Below are 23,257 nucleotides of genomic sequence, written 5' to 3'. Positions count from 1 at the left end.
TGGTGTGTTTCTGCATGGGCCGTCAGCCGATGCTCAGGGCAATGCCGTCGAGAATGTCGTGTTCGCTGGCGGTGGCTGTTGCAATGCGCCCGCCGGTCAACCCGGCCAGCCGCTCAAGGATGCGCCGCCAGACCAGTCCGCCTGCACCGATGACGTCCACCCGGCCCGGATGCATGTAGGGCAGCGCAGCCCGGGCTGAACGCGTCATGGTGAGGAGATCGGTGCCGGCAGCACGGACCGTGTCCAGGGGAAGTTCCCTGCCGTGGATCGCGTTGGGCGAATATTCCGTCAGCCGAAGGGCGTGGGCAGTGATGGTGGTGATGGAGCCGGCAACGCCGACGACGGCGGTGGCGCGTTCCAGCGGAACGTCCTGTCCGGCGCGGGCGATGGCGGCGTACACATCAGCTTCCGCGGCGGCTATCTGTTCGGGGCTGGGCGGGTCCTGGCGCAGATGCCGTTCGGTCAGCCGCACACAGCCGATATCCACTGATTTTGCTGCTGTCACGCCGGCTGCCGTGCCCAGGACGAATTCGGTACTTCCGCCGCCCAGGTCAACTACCAGCACCTCCTGGCCGTCCAGGATGGGCAGGACGCTGCTGGCGCCGGCAAAGGACAGCGCGGCTTCCTCGTCACCGGAAATCACCTCAGGTTCCACGCCCAGGAGCTCCCGGATGCCGTCCACGAAGACGTCCCTGTTCCGCGCGTCACGGCTGGCAGAGGTGGCAACGAAACGTACCTTGCCGGCACCGTGCTGCTGGATCAGGCGGGCGTAGTCGGCGGCCGCCGCGAAGGTGCGCTCGAGCGCTTCGGGAGCCAGTTCGCCGGTGGCATCCACTCCTTGGCCCAGCCGCACCACACGCATCTCGCGCACCACGTCCTTGAGGCTGGTGGTCCCGTTGCTGCGTTCGATGTCGGCGATGAGGAGGCGGATGGAGTTGGTGCCGCAGTCAATGGCGGCGACGCGGGTCATTGCCCGGCCTCTGCAGTGCCGGAGGCCTTCCGAACGGGCGCGGGACGGCCTACGATGTCCGGCAACCCCTGCGGTCCGTGGCGGCTGAGGTCCCGGGACGGGGCTTCACCGGTAGTGTCCCATGCGCCTTCGCAGTAACACGCGTCGGCGGTCCACCACTCGCTGATGGCGGAGATGGTCTGGTCCCCCAGCGGATTGACTCCCGGACCGGCCGCGAGTGAGTGCCCCACCAGGACGTGGAGGCATTTGACGCGGGTGGGCATGCCGCCGGCGGAGATCCCATCGATTTCGGGGACGGCTCCGATCCCGGACCGTTCACCGATGTCCGAGCGTGCCTTCAGGTACGCGTTGTGGGCAGAGCGGTAGGCGGCCGCCAGTACGTCATCGCCGGCCAGTTGCTCGTTCATCACGTTCATAACGCCCGCGGCTTCGAGCCGGGAAACTGCAGAGGTAATGACCGGATGCGTCAGGTAGAAGGTGGTGGGGAACGGGGTTCCGTTGCCGAGGCGGGGAGCGGTGGCGGCCACCAGCGGGTTGCCGCAGACGCAGCGCGCAGGAATCTCCACGACGTCCCTGACCGGCCGTCCCAGCTGGCGGCTCAGTACTTCCAGGTCTTGCGGTGATGGTTGGCGGGATTCATCCCGGGCGGCTGCCGTGTTGGGTTCCACTGTCGCGGGCCGTCCTTCCTTTTGCGGTTCAGTCTGTGGCCGCGCGCGTGATGGACTCCCACAGGGAATCCACCCACGGCAGATCGGCGGGGTCTTGTGCTGCTGCACCGGTTTGGCTACTGCTTTCCCCGGCCGGCACATCGCTGCCGAAGACCCAGTAGCCGGTTTCGCCCGGCATAACCATGTTAATGCGGTCGCGGGCCTGCTGTTTCACGTAGTTGGGGTCCTGCCACCGGGAAACCTGCTGCCGGAGGCTGTTGCCTTCGGCCTCGCGGGCGGCAATGTCAGCGTTCAGGGCCGCTATTTCAGCCCTTTTGTCGAAGAATATCTTCACCGTGGGAGCCAGCATGATGGTGATGGCAATCATGACCACCGCCAGCGCGAGCATCCGTCCGGAAAACGCCTTGGCCGGAACGGGCTGCTGGTCTTCGGGCGTTTCGGCGCCGGCCGCCGGTGCGGCGCCTTGGGAATTGCTCCCCTTTCCTGCGCCGGCAGGCGAGGTAGCGCCGTGTGGCCCCGGGGCCTTCCTGGAGCCGGGCGAGTGGGCACCCGCTGCGTTGCCGGCCGTCGGTGCGGCAGCTTTCCGGCCGGCCCCGTTGGTGCCGGGCTTCTCTTTGGCGGAACGGAAATCCGCCCGGATGACAGCTGCTTCGTGGTCCGTTTCCTGGTTTGACCGCGGTGTGCCCGATCGGGAAGAGGCGACCTTTGGAACTTTGGGACGGCGGGTAGCCATGACACTCCTGAAACACGCAGCCTGCCTGGGCCGCCGCTAGCTGGGCTGAAACTATGTTGCCGAAACAACAACAGTGGCTATGGTCTTTCAACCATAGCCACCGCCTCGTTGTTTATGCGGCTACTAGCCCTTGAAACGCGGGAACGCGCTGCGGCCTGCGTAGCGTGCGGCATCGTCGAGTTCCTCTTCGATGCGCAGCAGCTGGTTGTACTTGGCAACGCGCTCGGAGCGGGCCGGTGCGCCGGTCTTGATCTGGCCGGCGTTGGTGGCCACCGAGATGTCGGCGATGGTGGTGTCCTCGGTTTCGCCGGAGCGGTGCGAGGTGATGGTGGTGTAGCCGGCACGCTGGGCCAGGCTCACTGCGTCAAGCGTTTCGGTGAGGGAACCGATCTGGTTGACCTTGACCAGCAGCGAGTTGGCGGTCTTGGTGTCAATGCCGCGCTGCAGGATGGCGGGGTTGGTGACGAAGAGGTCATCGCCCACCAGCTGCACCTTGTCGCCGATGGAGTCGGTGAGGGTCTTCCAGCCGTCCCAGTCGTTTTCGTCCAGCGGGTCCTCGATGGAGACCAGCGGGTAGTCAGCGACGAGTTCGGTGTAGTAAGCGCTCATCTCGGCGGAGGTCAGCGACTTGCCTTCGAACTGGTAGGCGCCGTCGGTGAAGAACTCGGAGGAGGCGACGTCCAGGGCCGGCGCGATGTCCTTGCCCGGGGTGTAGCCGGCGTTCTTGATGGCTTCCTGGATCAGGTCCAGCGCTGCACGGTTGGACGGCAGGTTCGGGGCGAAGCCGCCTTCGTCGCCGAGGCCGGTTGCGAGGCCCTTTTCCTTCAGCACGGACTTGAGGGCGTGGTAAACCTCAACGCCCCAGCGCAGGCCCTCGGAGAAGGTCTCCGCACCCAGCGGGACAACCATGAATTCCTGGATGTCGACATCGGAATCAGCGTGCGAGCCGCCGTTGAGGATGTTCATCAGCGGAACCGGCAGGACGTGGGCGTTCGGACCGCCCAGGTACTTGTACAGGGGCAGATCTGCCGAGGCGGCAGCTGCGTTCGCAACGGCCAGGGAAACGCCCAGGATGGCGTTGGCGCCCAGCTTGCCCTTGTTCGGCGTGCCGTCCAGGTCCAGCATTGCCTGGTCGATGCTGCGCTGGTCCGTGGCGTCGAACCCGGTCAGGGCCGGGGCGATCTGGTCGATGATGGCGTCAACAGCCTTCTGGACACCCTTGCCGAGGTAACGGCCCTTGTCGCCGTCACGCAGCTCAACGGCCTCGTGCTCGCCGGTGGAAGCACCGGACGGCACTGCAGCGCGGCCGATCTGGCCGTCGGAGAGCAGTACTTCAACTTCTACTGTGGGATTGCCGCGGGAATCGAGGATCTCGCGGGCGTGGATGGCATCGATAAGCGCCATGAATTTGCTCCTTATGGGCGATTAACGGGGGGATCTTGCAGAAAGACTCGACGTACTCGTCACGGACCAGCGTAGTCGAGAGTGGTCCGGGTTACGGAAACCTATCCAGCCCCCGGACGTCATGATATTGCGGTTATCTCTGGTGGTGCTGCTCGGGGACACGCTGCTGGTAGGTCCGGACCGCGCCGCGCAGGGCACGCTCAGCGTCCAATCCGCTGGCCCGGGCGGAATGCACGACGGCGAGCAGCAGCTCGCCGAGTTCTTCTTCGGACGTGAAGGGGCCAACGTTTGCCGGCGGTTGAAGTTGCGGAAACCCCGCCCTGGCCGCGCGGTCAACGGATTTTTGGGCCCGGGCCAGCGCCGGGAGGGCCAGCGGGATCCCTTCAAACGGATCCCGCCGCTCCGGCCGCTCGGCGCGCTTGACGGCGTCCCACTTCTGGACGATCTTATCAATGGTGGCCGGAAAGTTATCCTGCAGGGAGCCGTCCGGGCGGAACACATGGGGGTTCCGGCGGACCATCTTGGCACTGAGCCCGCGCGCGACGTCGTCGAACGTGAAGGCGCCGCGCTCCTCGGCAAGCCGGGCGTGCAGCACCACCTGGAGCAGGACGTCGCCCAGCTCGCCCTGGAGTTCGGCGTCGGCGGCCTCAGCCGTGGTGCCGCCAGAGGTTCCGGCCTCAATCGTTTCGGCAACCTCAAAGGCCTCTTCGAGGAGGTACTCCACCAGCGACGCGTGGGTGAGCGCCCCCATCCACGGGCAGTGTTCCCGGAGGGAAGCGACTATCCCCAGCAGCTCCCCCACCGGGGAGCTGCTCGTGGAGCTGCTGGGGAACTCCCCCAGCGGGGAGCTGCTCGGGGAGCTGCTGGGGAGCTCCCCCACCGGGGAGCTGCCGGCGTCCGGCTCGTTAGCCAAGGTTCGCGTAAGCGTCGTTGATGTACTCCACCAGGGCTTCCTTCTCCTCCAACGGCAGGAAGGATGCCTCGGCGGCGTTCAGGGTCAGCTCCAGCAGGTCGTCGAGATCGTAGTCGAAGGTTTCCACCAGGAGGTCGAACTCGTCCGTCAGGGTGACCCCGCTCATCAGGCGGTTGTCGGTGTTGATGGTGACGTTGAAGCCGAGCTGGTACAGCATGTCCAGCGGGTGGCTTTCGATGCCGTCGCCGAACCCCGCGATCGCACCGGTCTGGAGATTGGAGGACGGGCAGATTTCCAGGGCAATACCTCGGTCGCGGACCCAGCTGGAGAGGTCGCCGAGGGTCACCAGTCCGATGGTGTCCTCGGTCTCGTCATCGTCGTCGAACTCCACCATGATGTCCTCGGCGATCCTGACGCCGTGTCCCAGCCGGAGCGCCCGGCCATCCACCAGGGCTGACTGGATGCTCTCCAGGCCGGCGGCCTCGCCCGCGTGCACGGTGGCCGGGAAGTTGTTCTGCGCCAGGTAGGTGAAGGCCTCCCTGAAGCGGGAGGGCAGGAACCCGTCTTCGGCTCCGGCGATGTCAAAGCCAACAGCGCCTTTGTTGCGATGCCGGACTGCGAGTTCAGCGATCTCCTGGCCGCGGTCGGCGTGGCGCATGGCCGTGATGAGCTGGCCCACCTGGATTTCCCGTCCGGTCTCCCCCACGGCCTCGACGCCCGCCTCAAGGCCTTCCTGCACCGCTTCCACGGCTTCATCCAGTGTGAGGCCGTTCTGCAGATGCTGCTCGGGGGCCCACCGTACTTCGCCGTACACCACGCCGTCGTCGGCGAGGTCCTCGACGAATTCCTTCGCGACGCGGAAGAGGCCTTCGGCGGTCTGCATCACGGCGACGGTGTGGTCGAACGTCTCAAGGTAGCGGACCAGGGAGCCGGAGTCCGCCGACTCGCGGAACCACTGGCCCAGCGCCACCGGATCGGTGGACGGAAGGGTGTGGCCAACTGCCTCGGCCAGTTCGATGATGGTGGCCGGACGGAGTCCTCCGTCCAGGTGGTCATGAAGTGAAACCTTCGGGAGGTTCTTCAGGTCAAAATCGATGGCAGGGGCAGCGTCAACAATAGGCTCAGTCACGTTCCCACCTTAGGGTGGGCAGGGGTTCAATGCCAGCGGCTACATGGCGGCAGGCTTCCCGTCCGCGGCCGCGGGTGTCAGGAGGGCGTTGCCTCCGGTTTGGCTGTCCCGTGTCCCGTCCGGGCCGGCGTCGAGCCACTCATCCACGTCCTGGGCGTCGTTGCGGGCAAGGTGCTTGTGCCACCACCGGAGCAGGTGGTCGATGAGGATGCCGAGCACAATCGCGAACACCACCGCTATGCCCGCACTGAGCAGGGGGTTGTCGTGCAGCCACGGGAAGGAACTGGCCAGCAGTCCGATGCCGATGGAATAGCCTACCCACGTGATGCAGGCGAAGGCGTCCAGCAGGAAGAAGCGGCGGTGGGCGAAGCCGGTGCTTCCAGCCACGTAGTTCACGGCCACCCGGCCCCAGGGGATGTAGCGGGCAGTGAAGATCAGCACCGCTCCGCGCTTCTCGAGTTCATAGCGGGCCCAGCCGAAGGCCTTCTGGACCTTGGGCCGGCGCATCCATTTCCACCGGTTCAGGCCAATCCGGCGTCCGAGCATAAAAGCCATGTTGTCCCCGGCGATGGCACCGACCAGGGCGGTGATGCCCAGGATCCAGAGATTGGGTTCCCCACTGTGCCGGGAGAACGCCGCAAGGGCCACGATGAGGGTTTCGCTGGGGACCACCATGGCGAAGCCGTCCACAAAGAAGAACAGCAGCAGTACCGGGTAGATCCACCACTGGCCCGCTGCATGGAGCACAGCCTCATTAATAAACTCCACGCGGTCTTGCTCCTATGCAAAATGGCACAGCCAAAAGTGACGCAGCCAAAGCGGAAATCGTTCCTAAGTGTCCCACGGCCGCGGCGCAACACGCTACGCCACTGCCTGCCCGAACAACGGTTGAACTACGCTTCCGGTTCCTTCATCTGCTCCACCATGGGCGCCTTTCGCCGGACCCGGTTGATAACGAGGTCCACCACGATCCCCAGCGCCACTGCGCAGATGATGGCGATGGCGGCGCCCAGGAGGTGGTTGTCTTCAAACCACTGGCCGAAGAACAGCCCGATTCCCACCGAGTAGGCCGCCCACAGGGTGGCCGAGAGGACCGTCAGCCCCACGAAGCGCAGGTGCGGATAATGCGTGACCCCGGCTGTGAGGTTCACAGCTACCCGTCCGATCGGGACGAACCGCGCCACGAGAATGAGCGAGGCCGGGCGCTTGCGCAGCTCCCGGCCTGCCCACCGGAAGGCGCTTTGCATCCGCGGGCCCCGCATCCACGACCACCTGTTGGTTCCTACCCTGCGGCCGATCAGGTACGCAATGTTGTCGCCGGTGAAGGCGCCAAGGGCAGCCACCAGCATCAGGAGCCAGGGGTTGGGTACATCCGCGGTGGCAGCCACTGCGGAGAGGCCCACCACCACTGATTCACTCGGTACGGGCGGAAAGAAGCCGTCAATGATGCAGCAGGCCAAAACAAGGAACAGCACCCAGGGCTGTCCGGCTGCCGCGAGGATGAAGTCATTGATGGCCTGCATGGGTCCCTATGCTATGCGGTCAATGATCAGGCGCTGGGCCGGCCGCGATCCCTCGGGGGCGATGACTGCTGCGTTCTCGAGCGCTTCCTTTGCCCTGGCAAACCGTTCCGGAGTGTCCGTGAGGAGGGTCATCAGGGGCTCTCCCGCCCGGACTACGGCACCGGGCTTGGCATGCATCCGGACTCCCGCGCCTGCCTGGACGATATCTTCCTTCCGTGCCCGCCCTGCGCCGAGCCGCCAGGCTGCCACCCCCACGGCAAGGGCGTCGAGTTCCACCAGCACTCCATCGGCCGGGGCGTAGACCACCTCGGATTCCCGGGCCACCGGCAGCTTGGCCCGCGGGTCGCCGCCCTGCGCCTCGATCATCCGGTTCCAGACGTCCATGGCACGGCCGTCTTTCAAGGCGGCGGCGGGATCGGCGTCGTGCACTCCTGCAGCGGCAAGCATTTCCTCGGCGAGCCGGACCGTCAACTCCACCACATCATCAGGGCCGCCGCCCGCCAGCACCTCGACGGATTCCTCCACCTCGATAGCATTGCCGGCAGTCAGGCCCAGGGGCGTGCTCATGTTGGTGAGGAGAGCCACGGTGTTGACCCCGGCATCCTTACCAAGCGCCACCATGGTCTCCGCCAGCTCGCGCGCCTTGGCCTCATCCTTCATAAAGGCACCGCTGCCCACCTTGACGTCCAGGACCAGTGAGCCTGTGCCCTCGGCAATCTTCTTGCTCATGATGGACGAGGCAATCAGCGGGATGGCCTCAACGGTGCCCGTAACGTCCCGGAGTGCATAGAGCTTCTTGTCTGCAGGAGCCAGGCCTGCGCCGGCTGCGCAGATGACGGCGCCCACGTCCTGGAGCTGGGCCAGCATCTCCTCGTTGGTGAGTGAGGCCCGCCAGCCGGGGATGGCCTCCAGCTTGTCCAGCGTGCCGCCGGTGTGGCCCAGTCCCCGGCCGGAGAGCTGGGGAACGGCGACGCCGAACACGGCTACCAATGGCGCCAGCGGCAGGGTGATCTTGTCCCCCACGCCTCCGGTGGAGTGCTTGTCCGAGGTGTACTTCAGCCCGCCGTCCGGACGGCGCAGGCTGGAGAAGTCCATCCGCTCGCCGGAAGCGATCATTGCGGCCGTCCACCGGGCAATTTCGCTGCGCGTCATGCCATTGAGCAGGATGGCCATGTTGAGGGCGGCCATCTGCTCGTCCGCGATGACTCCCCGCGTGTAGGCGTCAATGGTCCAGTCGATCTGTTCCGGGCTCAGGGTGCCCTTGTCCCGCTTAGTGCGGATGATATCGACGGCGTCGAACGCTTCGGCCACGTTGATCGCTGCGCGGGTGTCTGTCATCGCGTTCCCTCCAGGTGTTCGGGACCAAAGGCGTCTGGCAGCACCTGGTCCATGGTCTTGATGCCTTGGGTGGTCATAAGCTCCATGCCGGAGGCACGGAATTCATACAGCAACTGGCGGCAGCGCCCGCAGGGCATCAGGATGTTGCCGGCGCCGTCCACACAGTAGAACGCGCGGAGCAGGCCGCCGCCGGTCATGTGCAGGTTCCCCACCAGCGCGCATTCGGCGCAGAGGGTCAGGCCCTAGCTTGCGTTCTCCACGTTGCAACCACTGACGATCCGGCCGTCCTCGGTGAGGGCCGCCGCCCCCACCGGAAACTTGGAGTACGGCACGTAAGCCTTTCGCATGGCTTCGACGGCGGCCGCCTCCAGTGCTGGCCAGTCCACGTGCCCTTCGCCGGCCACGCCGTCAACCCTTGACATACGGGATGCCGCTGGCTGCCGGCCCTCGTGACCTGCCCACCAGCCCGGCCACGGCCAGAACCGTCACCAGGTAGGGCAGCATGGCCATGAACTGGCTGGGCACAGGGGTGCCGATGATGGTCACGATGCTCTGCAGGTTGTCAGCGAACCCGAACAGCAGGGCGGCAAAGAAAGCACCGATCGGATTCCACCGGCCAAAGATCAGGGCAGCCAACGCGATGAAGCCGCGGCCGCCGGAGATCTCTTTGGTGAAGCTGTCGATCGCCACCAGGGTGAAGAACGATCCGCCGATGCCGGCTACTGCCCCGCCGAGGGTGACGTTCCAGAACCGGGTGGCATTGACGTTGATGCCCAGGGTGTCGGCCGCCTGCGGGTGTTCACCGACAGCGCGTACACGCAGCCCCCAACGGGTTTTGAAGAGGCCTACCCAAACCACCAGGACCGCTACGTACATCAGGTATCCCACCAACGACTGGCGGAAAAGGATGGGCCCGATGATTGGGATGCTGGACAGGACGGGAATCTCGATGATGTCCAGCCCGGGAGGCGAATTGAACTGCGCCTTGTTGGCCTGCATCACCGTGCTGAACAGGAAGCCGGTGACGCCGGAGACCAGGACGTTCAGCACCACGCCCACGATGATCTGGTTCACGAGGTATTTGATGCTGAACAGGGCCAGGACCATGGAAACAACTGCACCGGCCACAGCGGCGGCCAGCAGCCCGATGAACGGGTTTTGCGTCATGCTGGCAACGATGGCGGCGGTGAATGCGCCGCCGAGGAGCTGGCCCTCGATGGCGATGTTGACCACGCCCACCCGCTCACACAGGACGCCGGAGAGTGAACCGAACACCAGCGGGACGGCAAGGGTGACCGACCCGGCGATGAGCCCGGCCAAGGAGATGCTCGGGGTGCGGGCACCGCCTACCACCCATATGAGGAAGGCGGCCACGAACAGGACGATAAAGGTAACTGTCAGCCAGCCCGGGGCGGGCCGGTCCTCGGTTTTGAGGTACACCGCGTAGGCTGCGAGGCCCAAGAGGAGGACGGACAACACGATGCCCCCGGCGAACGCGTTCACCGCCAGGGCGGGCAGTTGGAAAAAGTCCTCGCCGGTGGAGATACCGAAACTGGCGGTCTGGTTGGGTGCCATCAGACCGAAGAAGACCAGTGCAATCAGTCCGAAGGCCGTGAGCAGGACCGGCGTGCGCCAGGTCACCGGCTTCGCTGAGACGGCTGCGGTGCCGGTGCCTACCGGGGTGTTACCCGGCTGCGGCTTTCCCGGGAGGGGCGACGATACTTTTGTGCTCATGCTGCACCTCCGGTTGTGGCTGCCTGGCGGGACTTGGCCGCGCGGGCAGGCTTCTTGCGGCGGGGGTTCAGGCCGAAGACGGCCCGCACCAGCGGCGGAGCCGCAATGAAGAGGACGATCAGGGACTGGACCACCAAAACGATATCGATGGGAGTTCCGGTCTGGATCTGCATCTGGACGGCTCCGGCGCGGAAGGCGCCGAACAGAAGGCCGGCAGCGAAGGTACCCCACGGCGTCGAACGTCCCAGCAGGGCGACGGTGATCGCGTCGAATCCATAGGTGGCAGCCACGCCGTCGGTAAGGACTCTCTCCGTGCCCGCTACCTGGGCGACGCCGGACATGCCGGCGAGTCCGCCCGCAATGGCCATCACCAGGATAGTGGAGCGGGAAACGTTGATGCCCGCAGTCTGTGCTGCCTTGGGGTTGGCACCCACGGCACGGAACTCGAAGCCCACCGTGGAGCGGTTCAGGAGCCACCACACCAGCACGGTGGCTGCAATGGCCAGGAGGAAGCCCAGGTGGAGCCGGTACTGGGTGCCGAAAATCTGGGGGTAGACGGCGGTGGGACCAAGGATGGGCGAAATGGGGTTCGTCTCCCCCGGCCGCTGGAAGGCCGGGGTGTTCAACAGGTACCGCAGGAAGTACAGCGCGATGTAGTTGAACATGATGGTCAGGATGACTTCGTGGGCCCCCGTCCGGGCTTTAAGCAGCCCCACAAGTCCGCCCCAGAAAGCGCCGCCGATGATGCCGGCCACCAGGACCAGCAGCAGGTGCAGCCCCAGCGGCAGGTGCATTGCGAAGCCAACCCAGGCGGCAAGGATGCCGGCCACAATGATCTGTCCCTGTGCACCGATGTTGAAGAGTCCGGCGCGGAAGGCCAATGCTACGCCGAGGCCGGCCGTGATAAGCGGCGTGGCGATGGTGAGGGTTTCCATGAACGGTGCGAACTGGGCCGCGACGCTGTTGCCCCGGGGGTTGAAGACCGAACCCTGGAACAGCGCCACGTAAGAGCGCGTTGCGGCGTTCCAGACTGCTGACAGGAAATCAGAGGGACGGGCAAAGAGGTAGGTGGACGTGGTGGCCACCTGTTTGTCCGTGCTGGCAATGAGGAGGCCGCCGATGACGAGCGCCAGCAGCACGGCCAGGACCGAGACCATGCCGCTCCCGGTAAAGATTTTGCGGAGCAGCGTGTCCGGGCCGCCCGGAAGCTGCCCGCTTTGCGCGGCGGCCGGAACGGCGGAGGGTTCCATGGCGCCGCCGGCAGTATCAACGGATACGACGGCGGCCGTCTCCTCTGCGGCGGGCATTGCCTCGTGCGCTTTGCCGCTGTGTTCGCCGGCCGCGTGTTTGGGGGGATGCTTCTCAGACATGGTCGCCTCCTTCGGCGTCGGAAGTGGAGGCCGTGGCAGCGGAGGGCGCCTGCCCCGTCGGATGGCCGTGTTCCTCGGGCGGGATGCCCGCCATCATGAGGCCCAGGACGTCGCGGCTGGTGCCGGCCGGAACGATGCCCACCAGCTTGCCTTTATAGAGCACCGCGATCCGGTCGGCCAGTTCCATGACCTCGTCCAGCTCGGTGGAAATGATCATCACGGGGGTGCCCTGGTCCCGCTCCGCGACGATCCGGCGGTGCAGGAACTCGATGGACCCCACGTCCACGCCGCGGGTGGGCTGGGAGGCGATGAACAGCCGCAGCGGGCGGGAGAGCTCGCGCGCCATCACCACTTTCTGCTGGTTGCCGCCGGACAGCGTACCTGCCGCGGCTGCGGCTGATGGCGTCCGCACGTCGAATTCGCCGATGCGGGCCTTGGCGTTCTCGAGGATTTTCGCGGGGCTCATGCTGATGCCCTTCGCGAAGGGAGGCTTGTCATAGAGGTCCAGGACCAGGTTCTCGGCCACGGAGAACGTGCCCACCAGCCCGTCCACCTTGCGGTCTTCCGGCACGAATCCGACGCCGGCGTGCAGGACTTCCTTGACGGACCGGCCCAGGAGTTCCTTGCCGTCCAGCGTGATGGAGCCGGAGACCCGGTCCTGGAGGCCAAGGATAGCTTCGGTGAGCTCCGTCTGGCCGTTGCCCTGGACTCCGGCTACTGCCAGGATCTCGCCGCGGGCAATTTCGAAGCTGAGTCCGTCCACCACGTGCTGGCCGTTGGGAGCGATGACTGTGAGGTCCCGGACTTCGAAGGTTTTTTCCTTCGGCTGGGCGGGTGCTTTGTCCAGGTTCAGGCTGACGGCGCGCCCCACCATCATGGAGGCGAGTTCGGCAGTGGGGGCAGCGGGGTCCGCCGTGCCCACCACCTTTCCGCGCCTGATCACGGTGATGGTGTCCGAGACTTCCTTTACTTCCCGCAGCTTGTGCGAAATAAACACGATGGACGTGCCGCTGGCCTTGAGCTGGCGCATGATGTCCAGCAGTTCGTCAGTCTCCTGGGGCGTCAGGACGGCAGTGGGCTCGTCCAGGATCAGGACCTTGGCGTTGCGGACCAGTGCCTTGATGATTTCGACGCGCTGCTGGACGCCCACCGGCAGGTCCTCCACCAGGGCGTCCGGATCGACGTCGAAGCCGTATTGATCGGAGATTTCCTTGATCCGGCGGCGCGTCTCTTCCAGGTTGAGGAAGCCGGCGGCCTTGGTGGGTTCTGCGCCCAGCGCCACGTTCTCGGCCACCGTAAAGACGGGGACCAGCATGAAGTGCTGGTGCACCATTCCGATCCCGGCGGCCATCGCATCGCCGGGTCCGCGGAAGGACACTACTTTGTCATCAACGAGGATTTCGCCCTCGGACGGCTCGTACAGGCCGTACAGCACATTCATCAGGGTGGATTTTCCGGCCCCGTTTTCGCCCAGGAGGCAGTGTATTTGTCCGGGCTCAACCACCACGTCGATATGGTCGTTGGCGAGCAGGGTCCCGAAGCGTTTGGTGATCCCTCTGAGTTCAAGTTTCAAAACTCTGACCAATCTCGAAGCGTCCAGTGATCGACCGGACGGGATATGTGGCTGCGGCACCAGCCTAGTAGGCGCAGTCGTGGGATGAGCGGGCGGTAACCCGAAAGAGGAAGGCAACAGCAAAAGCGCCACCGCCTGGCCAGTCATTGACCAACCGGCGGTGGCGCTTCAAGCAGGGTCAGGCCTTGGGGCTGGCGGCGGACTCCACCTTCAGCTTGCCGTCCACGATGTCCTTCTTGATCTGCTCAAGCTCGGTCTTCAGGTCAGCAGGAACCTGGGATTCGAGGTCGTGGAACGGAGCCAGCTGGACACCTTCGTTGGCCAGCGTTCCCACGTACGGGGTGTTGCTGAACTTGCCGTTTTCGTCGTCCTTCACCACGGCTTCCACGGCCTCACCCATCGTCTTCATGACAGAGGACAGCATGATGTCCTTGTAGTCCGGGGCGGTGAGGTAGCCGTCGGAGTCAACCCAGATCAGCTTGACGTCCTTGCCGGCGGCCTTGGCTTCCTTCAGGGCAGCACCGGCGCCCTTGCCGACGGGCCCGGCGACCGGCATCACGATGTCGGCGCCCTGGTCCAGGAAGTTCTGGGTCAGCTGCTTGCCCACGTCCTGCTTCTCGAAGTCGCCGGTGAAGCTGCCGTCCTGCGCCTCCTTGTTCCAGCCAAGGAGCTTAACGTCCTTGCCCTTCTGCTCGTTGTAGTACTTCACGCCGTCGGCATAGCCGTCCATAAAGATGGTCACGGTGGGAATCTTGATGCCGCCGAAGGTGGCCACTGTGCCGGTCTTGGTGGTTCCGGCGGCAAGGTAGCCCGCGAGGAACGCTGCCTGTGCGGTGTCGTAGATGATCGGCTTGACGTTGTCGATGGGTGTTTCGTAGCCGAAGTCAACGATGGCGAAGTGGCTGTCCGGGTTGGCCAGCGCCTGTGCTTTGGTGGCGTCGCCCAGCAGGAAGCCAACAGTGACGGTGAGGTCGCAGCCCGCGGTGACCATGGCGCGCAGGTTGGGCTCGAAGTCGTTGTTGGTCTTGGACTCCACCTGGTTCACCTTGATGCCCAGATCGGCTTCAGCCTTTACCAGTCCCTCATAGGAGGATTGGTTGAAGGACTGGTCGTCGAATCCGCCGGAGTCGGAAACGATGCAGCCGGTGTAGTCGGTGGCTCCGGCGGACGAGGTGCTTCCGGCTTCCGGGGCTGCGCCGCAGGCGGTTAACAGAAGGGCCGAAGCACTGACGGTAGCCAGGCCGGCCATTGAACCGCGCTGAAATTGTGCACGCAGTGATGACTTCAATTTTCCTCCAGGATGAAGAGAGTGGCGCTACGGCTCGAATTCAATGAGTGTCCGTTTCTACACTGAAATTCTGTTTTCACTGAGGTCCGCAGCACTGCGCCTGAGCGCACTGATGGCAACTACCTTAGTGGCCTGCGCCACGTCCAATAGCACAGCTGGACCCGCTCGCGGAGATCGTTGACAAGTTGTTACCAACCAGTAGGGGTACCGCTCCGTGACGCGGCACCCCTACCTGGTCCGGCTGCTGTTACTAAGGCTGGAGGCGGACCAGCATCTTGCCGGTGTTGGCTCCGTCCAGCAGATCCATAAAGGCCTGCGGGGCGTTCTCGAGCCCATCGACGATGGTCTCGTCATAGCGGACGGTGCCGTCAGCCAGCCAGCCGGCCATTGTGGCGGCGAACTCGGCCGCGTGCTGCCGCTGGCCGCCCACCAGGAAGCCCCGGAGGGTGAGCTGTTTTCCAATGGCCAGCATCAGGTTGTGCGGTGCCGGCGTCGGCTCGGTGGAGTTGTACTGCGCGATGGCCCCGCACATGGCCACCCGCCCTCCGACGTTGAGGGTGGCCAGGGCTGCCTCGAGGTGCTCGCCGCCCACATTGTCGAAATAGACGTCGATGCCGTCCGGACCGGCAGCCTTCTTCAGCTGGTCGCGCACGGGACCGTCGTGGTAGTCGAACGCCGCGTCAAAGCCGAGCTCAAGGAGCCGGGCAACCTTCGCGGGCGAGCCCGCCGAGCCGATCACGCGGGAGGCGCCCCTGGCCTTGGCAATCTGGCCTACCAGGGAACCCACGGCACCTGCCGCGCCCGAAACGAAGACGGCGTCGCCGGGCACGAACTCAGCCACCTTCAGCAGTCCGGCGTATGCCGTCAGGCCGGTCATGCCCAGCGCACCCAGGAAAGCCGAAGCGGGGGCAAGATCGGTCCGCGCAGGCGTGACGGCGGCCGCGTCCACCACCGAGTATTCCCGCCAGCCGAGGGAATGCACGACGACGTCCCCCTCCTTGTGGGCTGCGGAACGGGACGCGATTACCTCCCCCACCGCACCGCCGTCGAGCGCATTGTCCAGGGCAAACGGGGCGGAGTACGACTTCACGTCATTCATCCGTCCGCGCATGTAGGGGTCCACGGACATGTAAAGGTTCCGGACCAGGATCTGGCCGTCGCCAAGTTCAGGCAGCGCCGACTCGGCAAGCCGGAAATTTTCCGGCGACGGCCGCCCCACCGGGCGGGAGGCCAGCTGGATTTCGCGGGTGGTGGCGGGAAGGGTTCGGAGGCTCATGCGGCGAACTCCATGATCTTGATGTCCACAGTGATGTTTCCGCGCGTCGCGTTGGAGTACGGGCAGATCTCGTGGGCCTTGGCCACGAGCGTCTCGGCGGTGGCCAGGTCCAGTGCGGGCAGCGCTATTTCCAGTTCTGCGGCAAGGCCGAAACCTGAGTTGTCCAGCTGGCCGAGGTGGACCTTGGCAGCCACGGCCGAGTCTGTCAGGTCGGCACGCTCTTTGCGGCCAACGAGACGGAGCGCGGAGTGGAAGCAGGCCGCGTAGCCGGCGGCAAAGAGCTGCTCCGGGTTGGTTCCCTGGCCGTTTCCGCCCAGCTCCACCGGGCTGGACAGGGTCACGTCCAGCTTGCCGTCGTTGGTCCGCGCATTGCCGTCGCGTCCTTCGCCCGAGGCCAGTGCCTCGGCAGTGTAAAGAGGTTTCACGGGGATATATCCGTCCTGTAGGTGGATTGGAAAATTGCGGACTGATGCCGTCAGTGGGCGTTATGCAGGGCGGCCGTCAGCCGCGCCAGGGTGTTGTGCAGCTGGTCGAGCTCCTCGGCGGTAAGCCCTGCAGCCTCGGCCAGCCGCTTCGGCAGGGCGCCGGCCTTGCTGCTCAGTTCCCGACCGGCGGCCGTCAGGTGGATGGCGACGCGGCGCTCGTCCTCGCCGGACCGGCGGCGCTCCACCACGCCCAGGGACTCCAGGCGCTTCAGCAGGGGTGACAGCGTGCCGGAATCCAGGCCGAGCTCATCTCCCAGCTCCTTCACCCCGCGCGGCTCGTCCTCCCAGAGCACCAGCATCACCAGGTACTGGGGATAGGTCAGGCCGAGTTCTTCAAGGACCGGCCGGTAGACAGCAGTTGCGGCACGGGAGGCCGAATAGAGGGCAAAGCACACCTGGCGGTTCAGCCGTGGAGCATCAGTCATGTAATAACTGTAGGACGCAATTCAATTGCACACAACTTAACTTCAGGAACTCGACCGGGGGCTCATATGCAGTGAAGCGCGGCGTCAGTGAAGCACGACGGCGTCCGCGCACCTTTGGATTACAGGTCGCGGATGGTGCGCAACGCCGCAGCGGTGAGGACCCGGATGCCAAGGCCCAGGGCCCGTTCGTCCAGGATGTAGTCGCCGCGGTGGAGGTCGTATTCCTCGCCGCCCGGCGTTTTGGTGCCGAGCCGCATCATGGCGCCCGGCAGCTCGGCGAGGAACCAGGCGAAGTCCTCCCCGCCCATGGACTGCGGAGTCAGCACCACGGCGCTTTCGCCGATTTCGGCACGGGCAGATGCTTCGATGATGGCTGTTTCGTGCTCGGAGTTCACCACTGGCGGCACTCCCCTGGTGTGCTCGAGGCGGACGTCAACGCCGTAGGGGGCTGCCACCTGGTGCACCACCTCGTCCAGCAGTTCACCGGCGGCGTGCCACGCCTCGCGGTCCAGGCAGCGCATGGTCCCGGCCATGTAACCGGTGCCGGGAATGGCGTTAGGGGCGGAGCCGGCCGAGATCTGGCCCCACACCACAGAAACACCGCTCCGGACGTCCACGCGGCGGGACAGTACGGCCGGAACGTTGACGGCGATTTGCGCCAATGCGAACACAAGGTCCTCGGTCAGGTGCGGGCGGGACGTGTGGCCGCCGCGGCCGGAGAGTTCAATCCGGATGGTGTCGGAGGCCGAGGTGATGGCACCGATGCGCGTGCCGATCTTGCCCACTTCGATGCGCGGATCACAATGCAGGGCCAGGATCCGGGGAACCCCGTCCAGGACCCCCTGTTCAATACACGAGTGCGCGCCGCCCGGCATGGTTTCCTCGGCGGGCTGGAAAATGATGCGGACGGTGGCGCCGAGCGGCTCCTCCTGGTGCATCCGGTGCAGTACCAGGGCGATGCCCAGCATGGTGGTGGTATGCACGTCGTGGCCGCAGGCGTGCGTCACACCGTGATTTTTTGAGGCAAAGGGCAAACCCGTTTCCTCGATGATGGGCAGGGCATCGATATCGCCGCGAAGGGCAGTGGCGATGGGGCCCTCCCCCACATCCACGGTAAGCCCGGTGCCCTCAAGGCGGCGCGGGCTGAGGCCTGCAGCTTCCAGCCTGTCAGCCAGCTTGTCGGTGGTGCGGAATTCCTTGAAGGACAGTTCCGGATGCGCGTGCAGGTCACGGCGGAAATCGATCAGTTCCGGCAGGAGCGGCTCAAGCCATGGAGCTACCAGGGCGGTGGGCTCGGCTTCCGTAGTGTAATTGCGCACTGCTTCACTCTAGCGAGGGTGGCTGGAATCCGGGCCATCGCGGTCCCCGCGTTACATCCGGGGACCGCGATGCCTCAGAGCGCGATGCCTCAGAGAACGTCGGTATCCCCGCTGGCCTTCAACGCGTCGACCGCTGCCTTAACCCGCTGCGAGTTAGCCATGGTGGTGACCAGCAGCGCATCGGGGGTGTCCACGATGACAACGTCCTGGATTCCGATCAGCGCAATGACGCGCTTGGTGTCCGTGACCACCACGCCGCTGGAGTTCTCGGTGAAGACGCGCGCGCCCTCCCCCAGCACCGTGACGTCGTCCACTTCCCTGGCACTGTTGAGCCGGCCCACGGAAGCGAAGTCGCCGACGTCGTCCCAGCGGAAGGAGCCGGGCACGACGGCGACGTCCCCGGCTTCGGCCGCAGGTTCGGCAACGGCGTAATCGATGGCGATCTTGGGCAGCGTGGGCCATACCCGTGCCGTTACCTCGCCGCGGGCGGGGGTGTCCCAGGCGCGCGCGATTTCCTGCAGGCCCTGGAACAGCGCGGGCTGGTTGGCTTCAAGGTGCTTGAGCAGCAGTGCGACGGGTGCCACGAACATGCCCGCGTTCCAGACGTAGTTGCCGCTGTCCACGTACTGCTGGGCAACTTCTTCGTTCGGCTTTTCAACGAACTCCACCACATCCTGGGCGCTGGGGGCGCCTTCGATGTGCAGGTCCTGCCCCGAGCGGATGTAGCCGAACCCGGTAGACGGGTGGGTGGGCTTAATGCCGATGGTCACAATCTTGCCGGCGGCGGCTGTGTGGATCGCCTCGCGGACAGCTTTCTGGAAAAGGCGGTCGGGGCTGATCACCTGGTCGGCGGCGAAGGAACCCATGATGGTGTCCGGATCGCGTTCGTGGAGGATGGCGGCGGCAAGGCCAATCGCCGCGGCGGAGTCCTTGGGCTCGGACTCCAGGACAAGGTCCGAATCCTGAAGTTCGGGAAGCTGCCGGCACACCGCTTCACGGTGGGCCTTGCCGGTGACCACCAACATGCGGCTTCCGGCAAGCGGGTGCAGCCGGTCGTAGGTGGCGCGCAGCAAGGTGCTGCCCGAACCGGTGAGATCGTGCAGGAACTTGGGAGCTGCGGCTCGCGACAGGGGCCATAGGCGGGTCCCCACTCCGCCTGCCGGGATCACCGCGATAAAGCGGTCAAGGGGTGAAGCCGGGCTTGTCACTTTGTCTGTACTCATCACGGCCTACTTTAGCCGACCCGGTGCCGGGGAGCCCTTCCGCCCCCTTGGGCGCAGCTTAGGACTCTTTCCGGGCTCCGCGCCGCAACAAAGTCAGCCGGGCTGGCAGGAGATTGTGGCGTTTGTCTCATTAATCGACGGAATCCTTGCCACTGCTGGGCACCAAGGAGTTCCTAAATTGAATAAGCTGTTAGCTGAGCCTAGATTTAGGCCTGAGCTACGAGTGCTCTCGCAGCAGGCGTTCCCCCCGCGTGGATCTCATGCCAGCGCCGCTGTGTTGCAGGGAGGTTTATCAGTGCCGACAAAACCAGCTGGCACCTTGTACCGCGGCCGTGAAGGCATGTGGTCCTGGGTAGGACACCGTATTACCGGTGTAGTGATCTTTTTCTTCTTGTTGGTCCATGTCCTGGACACCTCCTTGGTACGGGTGTCCCCGGAGGCCTACACCGCGGTGATCGGTGCATACAAGAACCCCCTGATGGCCCTGGGTGAGACCGGACTTGTTGCCGCCATCGTTTTCCACGCCTTCAACGGCCTGCGCATCATTGCGGTGGACTTCTGGAAGAAGGGCGCGAAGTACCAGCGCCAGATGCTCTGGGCCGTCCTGGGCCTCTGGGTGGTCACCATGGTCGGTTTCTCCATCCGCCACCTTTCCCTCGCCTTCGGAGGTCACTAAACCATGGCTGTAACTATTGAGAGCCCCCGCAGCGGACGGATTGCGCCCCAGTACCGCCGTACCGGCGGAAGCCGGGGCAACTTCGAAATGATTGCCTGGCTGTTCATGCGGCTCTCCGGCGTGGTGCTGGTGGTCCTCATCTTCGGCCACCTTTTTGTGAACCTCCTGGTGGGCGACGGCATTCGCGCCATCGACTTCGGCTTCGTGGCAGGCAAGTGGGCCGACCCGTTCTGGCAGTTCTGGGACCTCACCATGCTGTGGCTGGCCATGCTGCACGGGACCAACGGCGTACGCACCATCATCAACGACTACGCCGAAAAGGATTCAACCCGCCGCTGGCTGAAGACGGTCCTGTACTCGGCCACCGTCGTCATCATCGTCCTGGGCACCCTGGTGATCTTCACCTTCGATCCGTGCCCCGTGGTGGACGGCGTTCCCCTGCCTGGCGGATTTTGCCCTGCCTAGCACCGGCAGCATCCCGGGCCCGCGGGTACAACCGCGGGCCTTGTTTTGCGGAGCGGGCAACGCCCGCCCGTTGTTTTATTGCGAATTTTGAGAGAAAGAGCGTCTGGTATGCAGGTCCATAAGTACGACGTCGTCATCGTCGGTGCCGGTGGCGCTGGCATGCGCGCCGCGATCGAGTCCGGTCAACGCGCCCGCACAGCAGTACTGACCAAGCTCTACCCCACCCGCTCGCACACTGGTGCGGCGCAGGGTGGCATGTGTGCAGCCCTTGCCAACGTCGAGGAAGACAACTGGGAATGGCACACGTTCGACACCGTCAAGGGCGGCGACTACCTGGTTGACCAGGACGCGGCAGAGGTCATGGCCAAAGAGGCCATCGACGCCGTGCTGGACCTGGAGAAGATGGGCCTGCCGTTCAACCGCACGCCGGAAGGACGGATTGACCAGCGCCGGTTCGGCGGCCACACCCGCGACCACGGCAAGGCTCCCGTCCGCCGTGCATGCTACGCCGCTGACCGCACCGGCCACATGATCCTGCAGACCCTGTACCAAAACTGCGTCAAGCACAACGTTGAGTTCTACAACGAGTACTACGTGCTGGACCTGCTGACGGTGGAAGAGGATGCGGTCCGCGAGGACGGCACCCCGTACAAGCAGAAGCGCGTTGCCGGCGTGGTCTCCTACGACCTCGCATCAGGCGAGCTCCACGTATTCCAAGCCAAGTCGGTAGTGTTTGCCTCCGGCGGCGCCGGCAAGGTCTTCAAGACCACCTCCAACGCCCACACACTCACCGGTGACGGCATGGGCATCGCGTTCCGCCGCGGCATCCCCCTGGAAGACATGGAGTTCTTCCAGTTCCACCCTACCGGCCTGGCCGGCCTGGGCATCCTCCTTTCCGAGGCCGCCCGCGGCGAAGGCGCCATTCTGCGCAACTCCGAGGGTGAGCGGTTCATGGAGCGCTACGCCCCCACCATCAAGGACCTGGCGCCCCGTGACATCGTGGCCCGCTCCATGGCCAACGAGGTCCGCGAAGGCCGCGGCTGCGGCCCGAACAAGGACTACGTCCTCCTGGACCTCACGCACCTGGAGCCCGCGCACATCGATGCCAAGCTCCCGGACATCACCGAATTCGCCCGTACCTACCTCGGCGTTGAGCCCTACACGGAGCCCGTCCCGGTGTTCCCGACCGCGCACTACGCCATGGGCGGCATCCCCACCAACATCACTACCGAAGTCCTGCAGGACAACGACACCGTGGTCCCCGGCCTGTACGCAGCCGGCGAGGTTGCGTGCGTCTCCGTGCATGGTTCCAACCGGTTGGGCACCAACTCGCTGCTTGACATCAACGTGTTCGGCAAGCGTGCCGGTATCGCTGCGGCAGAGTACGCCAGGACGGCTGACTTTGTGGAGCTGCCGGAGAACCCCATCGCGTACACCACCGAACTGCTGGACATTGCCCGCAACGGCACCGGTGATGAAAAGGTGGCCGTAATCCGCAAGGAACTGCAGGACACCATGGACGCCAACATGCAGGTGTTCCGCACCGCAGAGACCCTGAACCAGGTGCTGCGCGATATCGCGTCCTTCGAGGAGCGCTACAAGCGCATCAACGTCCAGGACAAGGGCAAGCGCTTCAACCTTGACCTGCTCGAGGCCGTTGAGCTGGGCTTCCTGCTGGAACTGGCCAAGGTGATGACTGTGGCAGCCCTGCACCGTGAGGAATCCCGCGGCGGACACTTCCGCGAGGACTTCCCGGAACGCAACGACGAGAAATTTATGAAGCACTCCATGGCGTACAAGGACCACCACGCCCCGGCGGACGGATCGGCGGAATCAATCGCCGGCATCCGCCTTGCCACCAAGCCGGTCGTCTTTACCCGCTACGAGCCGATGGTGAGGAAGTACTAAGATGACCGCTGAAATCGCTGAGCCAGCCTCAAAGATTGAACTGCCTGCCGGCGTCGGCGGGGGCGGCGAAATCCCCACGTTCGATGTGCACCTGCGCGTGCGCCGGTACAACCCGGAAGTTTCCGAGGACGCCACGTGGGATGACTTCCACCTCACCATGTACGGCACCGACCGTGTCCTCGACGCCCTGCACAAGGTCAAGTGGGAAACGGACGGCAGCCTCTCGTTCCGCCGCTCCTGCGCCCACGGCGTCTGCGGGTCCGATGCCATGCGCATCAACGGCCGCAACCGCCTCGCCTGCAAGACGCTCCTGAAGGACCTGGACACCTCCAAGCCCATCACCGTTGAGCCCATCAAGGGTTTGCCGGTGGAGAAGGACCTCATCGTGGACATGGAGCCGTTCTTCCAGTCCTACCGCGAGGTTATGCCGTTCCTTATCAACAAGGGTCACGAGCCCACCCGGGAACGCCTTCAGTCCGCCGAGGACCGTGAGCGCTTCGATGACACCACCAAGTGCATCCTCTGCGCCGCCTGCACCTCATCCTGCCCGGTGTTCTGGACGGACGGCCAGTATTTCGGTCCGGCTGCAATCGTCAACGCGCACCGTTTCATCTTTGATTCGCGCGATGACGCAGGCGACATGCGCCTGGAGATCCTCAACGACAAGGAAGGCGTGTGGCGCTGCCGCACCACCTTCAACTGCTCCGAAGCATGCCCCCGTGGCATCCAGGTCACCCAGGCCATCCAAGAGGTCAAGCAGGCCATCCTCTCCCGCAAGATCTGACTTAGGATTTAGCGGACGACGGCGCTGTCCCCCACGCAAGGGGGGGGGACAGC

22 protein-coding genes and 1 pseudogene are annotated in these 23,257 nt (G+C 64.9%); 4 read left to right on the top strand and 19 right to left on the bottom strand.

Features of this window, described 5'->3' with window-relative positions:
* Nucleotides 1-22 precede the first annotated feature (22 nt).
* From M8J71_RS04570 to M8J71_RS04480, 19 genes and pseudogenes are all read right to left on the bottom strand, one after another.
* Nucleotides 23-970, bottom strand: a complete 948-nt coding sequence (locus M8J71_RS04570; RefSeq protein ID WP_256246809.1) for a Ppx/GppA phosphatase family protein — start codon at nucleotides 968-970, stop codon at nucleotides 23-25.
* Nucleotides 967-1,638: a DUF501 domain-containing protein gene (locus tag M8J71_RS04565; protein ID WP_256246808.1), complete on the bottom strand. Its 672-nt coding sequence runs from the start codon at nucleotides 1,636-1,638 to the stop codon at nucleotides 967-969. The genes M8J71_RS04570 and M8J71_RS04565 overlap by 4 nt, the downstream gene beginning before the upstream one ends.
* Before the next feature lie 28 nt (nucleotides 1,639-1,666).
* Nucleotides 1,667-2,371, bottom strand: a complete 705-nt coding sequence (locus M8J71_RS04560; RefSeq protein ID WP_256246807.1) for an FtsB family cell division protein — start codon at nucleotides 2,369-2,371, stop codon at nucleotides 1,667-1,669.
* 123 nt (nucleotides 2,372-2,494) lie between these two features.
* Nucleotides 2,495-3,775, bottom strand: a complete 1,281-nt coding sequence (gene eno, locus M8J71_RS04555; RefSeq protein WP_256246806.1) for a phosphopyruvate hydratase — start codon at nucleotides 3,773-3,775, stop codon at nucleotides 2,495-2,497.
* Between the two features lie 133 nt (nucleotides 3,776-3,908).
* Nucleotides 3,909-4,526 (bottom strand): MazG nucleotide pyrophosphohydrolase domain-containing protein, encoded by a 618-nt coding sequence (locus M8J71_RS04550; RefSeq protein WP_256247055.1) that lies wholly within the window; start codon nucleotides 4,524-4,526, stop codon nucleotides 3,909-3,911.
* Between the two features lie 154 nt (nucleotides 4,527-4,680).
* On the bottom strand, nucleotides 4,681-5,817 hold the full coding sequence (locus tag M8J71_RS04545) for an adenosine deaminase (protein ID WP_256246805.1): 1,137 nt from the start codon (nucleotides 5,815-5,817) through the stop codon (nucleotides 4,681-4,683).
* Between the two features lie 39 nt (nucleotides 5,818-5,856).
* Nucleotides 5,857-6,585, bottom strand: a complete 729-nt coding sequence (locus M8J71_RS04540; RefSeq protein ID WP_256246804.1) for a DedA family protein — start codon at nucleotides 6,583-6,585, stop codon at nucleotides 5,857-5,859.
* A gap of 125 nt (nucleotides 6,586-6,710) precedes the next feature.
* Nucleotides 6,711-7,340 (bottom strand): DedA family protein, encoded by a 630-nt coding sequence (locus M8J71_RS04535; RefSeq protein ID WP_256246803.1) that lies wholly within the window; start codon nucleotides 7,338-7,340, stop codon nucleotides 6,711-6,713.
* 6 nt (nucleotides 7,341-7,346) lie between these two features.
* Complete coding sequence (locus tag M8J71_RS04530) at nucleotides 7,347-8,678, bottom strand: thymidine phosphorylase (protein WP_256246802.1); 1,332 nt, start codon at nucleotides 8,676-8,678, stop codon at nucleotides 7,347-7,349.
* Nucleotides 8,675-9,100 (bottom strand): annotated as a pseudogene (locus tag M8J71_RS04525) (cytidine deaminase). Before M8J71_RS04525 ends, M8J71_RS04530 begins: the two are co-directional and overlap by 4 nt.
* Complete coding sequence (locus M8J71_RS04520) at nucleotides 9,087-10,412, bottom strand: ABC transporter permease (protein WP_256246801.1); 1,326 nt, start codon at nucleotides 10,410-10,412, stop codon at nucleotides 9,087-9,089. The pseudogene M8J71_RS04525 and the gene M8J71_RS04520 overlap by 14 nt, the downstream one beginning before the upstream one ends.
* On the bottom strand, nucleotides 10,409-11,782 hold the full coding sequence (locus M8J71_RS04515) for an ABC transporter permease (RefSeq protein ID WP_256246800.1): 1,374 nt from the start codon (nucleotides 11,780-11,782) through the stop codon (nucleotides 10,409-10,411). The genes M8J71_RS04520 and M8J71_RS04515 overlap by 4 nt, the downstream gene beginning before the upstream one ends.
* On the bottom strand, nucleotides 11,775-13,355 hold the full coding sequence (locus tag M8J71_RS04510) for an ABC transporter ATP-binding protein (protein ID WP_256246799.1): 1,581 nt from the start codon (nucleotides 13,353-13,355) through the stop codon (nucleotides 11,775-11,777). Before M8J71_RS04510 ends, M8J71_RS04515 begins: the two co-directional genes overlap by 8 nt.
* Nucleotides 13,356-13,533: 178 nt before the next feature.
* Nucleotides 13,534-14,643, bottom strand: a complete 1,110-nt coding sequence (locus tag M8J71_RS04505) for a BMP family lipoprotein (protein WP_441338912.1) — start codon at nucleotides 14,641-14,643, stop codon at nucleotides 13,534-13,536.
* A gap of 250 nt (nucleotides 14,644-14,893) precedes the next feature.
* The gene (locus M8J71_RS04500; protein ID WP_256246797.1) at nucleotides 14,894-15,919 is read right to left on the bottom strand and encodes an NADP-dependent oxidoreductase; all 1,026 of its coding nucleotides are present in this window, start codon (nucleotides 15,917-15,919) and stop codon (nucleotides 14,894-14,896) included.
* Nucleotides 15,916-16,344: an organic hydroperoxide resistance protein gene (locus M8J71_RS04495; RefSeq protein ID WP_256246796.1), complete on the bottom strand. Its 429-nt coding sequence runs from the start codon at nucleotides 16,342-16,344 to the stop codon at nucleotides 15,916-15,918. Before M8J71_RS04495 ends, M8J71_RS04500 begins: the two co-directional genes overlap by 4 nt.
* Before the next feature lie 50 nt (nucleotides 16,345-16,394).
* Nucleotides 16,395-16,829: a MarR family winged helix-turn-helix transcriptional regulator gene (locus M8J71_RS04490; protein WP_256246795.1), complete on the bottom strand. Its 435-nt coding sequence runs from the start codon at nucleotides 16,827-16,829 to the stop codon at nucleotides 16,395-16,397.
* 119 nt (nucleotides 16,830-16,948) lie between these two features.
* Entirely contained in the window at nucleotides 16,949-18,148 is a 1,200-nt protein-coding gene (locus tag M8J71_RS04485; protein WP_163164233.1) for an amidohydrolase, read from the bottom strand.
* An 89-nt stretch (nucleotides 18,149-18,237) separates the two neighbouring features.
* Nucleotides 18,238-19,371, bottom strand: a complete 1,134-nt coding sequence (locus tag M8J71_RS04480) for a mannose-1-phosphate guanylyltransferase (protein WP_256246794.1) — start codon at nucleotides 19,369-19,371, stop codon at nucleotides 18,238-18,240.
* A gap of 295 nt (nucleotides 19,372-19,666) precedes the next feature.
* On the opposite strand from M8J71_RS04480, the gene sdhC reads away from it, so the two are divergent.
* The 4 genes from sdhC to M8J71_RS04460 all read left to right on the top strand — a co-directional run bounded on the left by sdhC (nucleotide 19,667) and on the right by M8J71_RS04460 (nucleotide 23,204).
* On the top strand, nucleotides 19,667-20,047 hold the full coding sequence (gene sdhC / locus M8J71_RS04475) for a succinate dehydrogenase, cytochrome b556 subunit (protein WP_256246793.1): 381 nt from the start codon (nucleotides 19,667-19,669) through the stop codon (nucleotides 20,045-20,047).
* 3 nt (nucleotides 20,048-20,050) lie between these two features.
* Entirely contained in the window at nucleotides 20,051-20,512 is a 462-nt protein-coding gene (locus tag M8J71_RS04470; protein ID WP_256246792.1) for a succinate dehydrogenase hydrophobic membrane anchor subunit, read from the top strand.
* A 108-nt stretch (nucleotides 20,513-20,620) separates the two neighbouring features.
* On the top strand, nucleotides 20,621-22,420 hold the full coding sequence (gene sdhA, locus M8J71_RS04465; protein WP_256246791.1) for a succinate dehydrogenase flavoprotein subunit: 1,800 nt from the start codon (nucleotides 20,621-20,623) through the stop codon (nucleotides 22,418-22,420).
* Nucleotide 22,421: 1 nt separating this feature from the next.
* Entirely contained in the window at nucleotides 22,422-23,204 is a 783-nt protein-coding gene (locus M8J71_RS04460; protein ID WP_256246790.1) for a succinate dehydrogenase iron-sulfur subunit, read from the top strand.
* Nucleotides 23,205-23,257 lie beyond the last annotated feature (53 nt).

Origin of the sequence: Pseudarthrobacter sp. R1, from assembly GCF_024494415.1 — a bacterium.
Taxonomy (GTDB): domain Bacteria; phylum Actinomycetota; class Actinomycetes; order Actinomycetales; family Micrococcaceae; genus Arthrobacter.
The sequence above is the reverse complement of the archived record's forward strand: the minus strand, read 5'-3'. Positions and strand labels throughout refer to the sequence as shown.

Coding starts and splice junctions, on each gene's coding strand:
- M8J71_RS04550 (WP_256247055.1), bottom strand. CDS start 4,526: ATGGGGGCGCTCACCCACGCGTCGCTGGTGGAGTACCTCCTCGAAGAG.
- M8J71_RS04490 (WP_256246795.1), bottom strand. CDS start 16,829: ATGACTGATGCTCCACGGCTGAACCGCCAGGTGTGCTTTGCCCTCTAT.
- M8J71_RS04515 (WP_256246800.1), bottom strand. CDS start 11,782: ATGTCTGAGAAGCATCCCCCCAAACACGCGGCCGGCGAACACAGCGGC.
- M8J71_RS04570 (WP_256246809.1), bottom strand. CDS start 970: ATGACCCGCGTCGCCGCCATTGACTGCGGCACCAACTCCATCCGCCTC.
- M8J71_RS04480 (WP_256246794.1), bottom strand. CDS start 19,371: ATGAGTACAGACAAAGTGACAAGCCCGGCTTCACCCCTTGACCGCTTT.
- M8J71_RS04470 (WP_256246792.1), top strand. CDS start 20,051: ATGGCTGTAACTATTGAGAGCCCCCGCAGCGGACGGATTGCGCCCCAG.
- eno (WP_256246806.1), bottom strand. CDS start 3,775: ATGGCGCTTATCGATGCCATCCACGCCCGCGAGATCCTCGATTCCCGC.
- M8J71_RS04535 (WP_256246803.1), bottom strand. CDS start 7,340: ATGCAGGCCATCAATGACTTCATCCTCGCGGCAGCCGGACAGCCCTGG.
- M8J71_RS04500 (WP_256246797.1), bottom strand. CDS start 15,919: ATGAGCCTCCGAACCCTTCCCGCCACCACCCGCGAAATCCAGCTGGCC.
- M8J71_RS04530 (WP_256246802.1), bottom strand. CDS start 8,678: ATGACAGACACCCGCGCAGCGATCAACGTGGCCGAAGCGTTCGACGCC.
- M8J71_RS04560 (WP_256246807.1), bottom strand. CDS start 2,371: ATGGCTACCCGCCGTCCCAAAGTTCCAAAGGTCGCCTCTTCCCGATCG.
- sdhA (WP_256246791.1), top strand. CDS start 20,621: ATGCAGGTCCATAAGTACGACGTCGTCATCGTCGGTGCCGGTGGCGCT.
- M8J71_RS04460 (WP_256246790.1), top strand. CDS start 22,422: ATGACCGCTGAAATCGCTGAGCCAGCCTCAAAGATTGAACTGCCTGCC.
- M8J71_RS04520 (WP_256246801.1), bottom strand. CDS start 10,412: ATGAGCACAAAAGTATCGTCGCCCCTCCCGGGAAAGCCGCAGCCGGGT.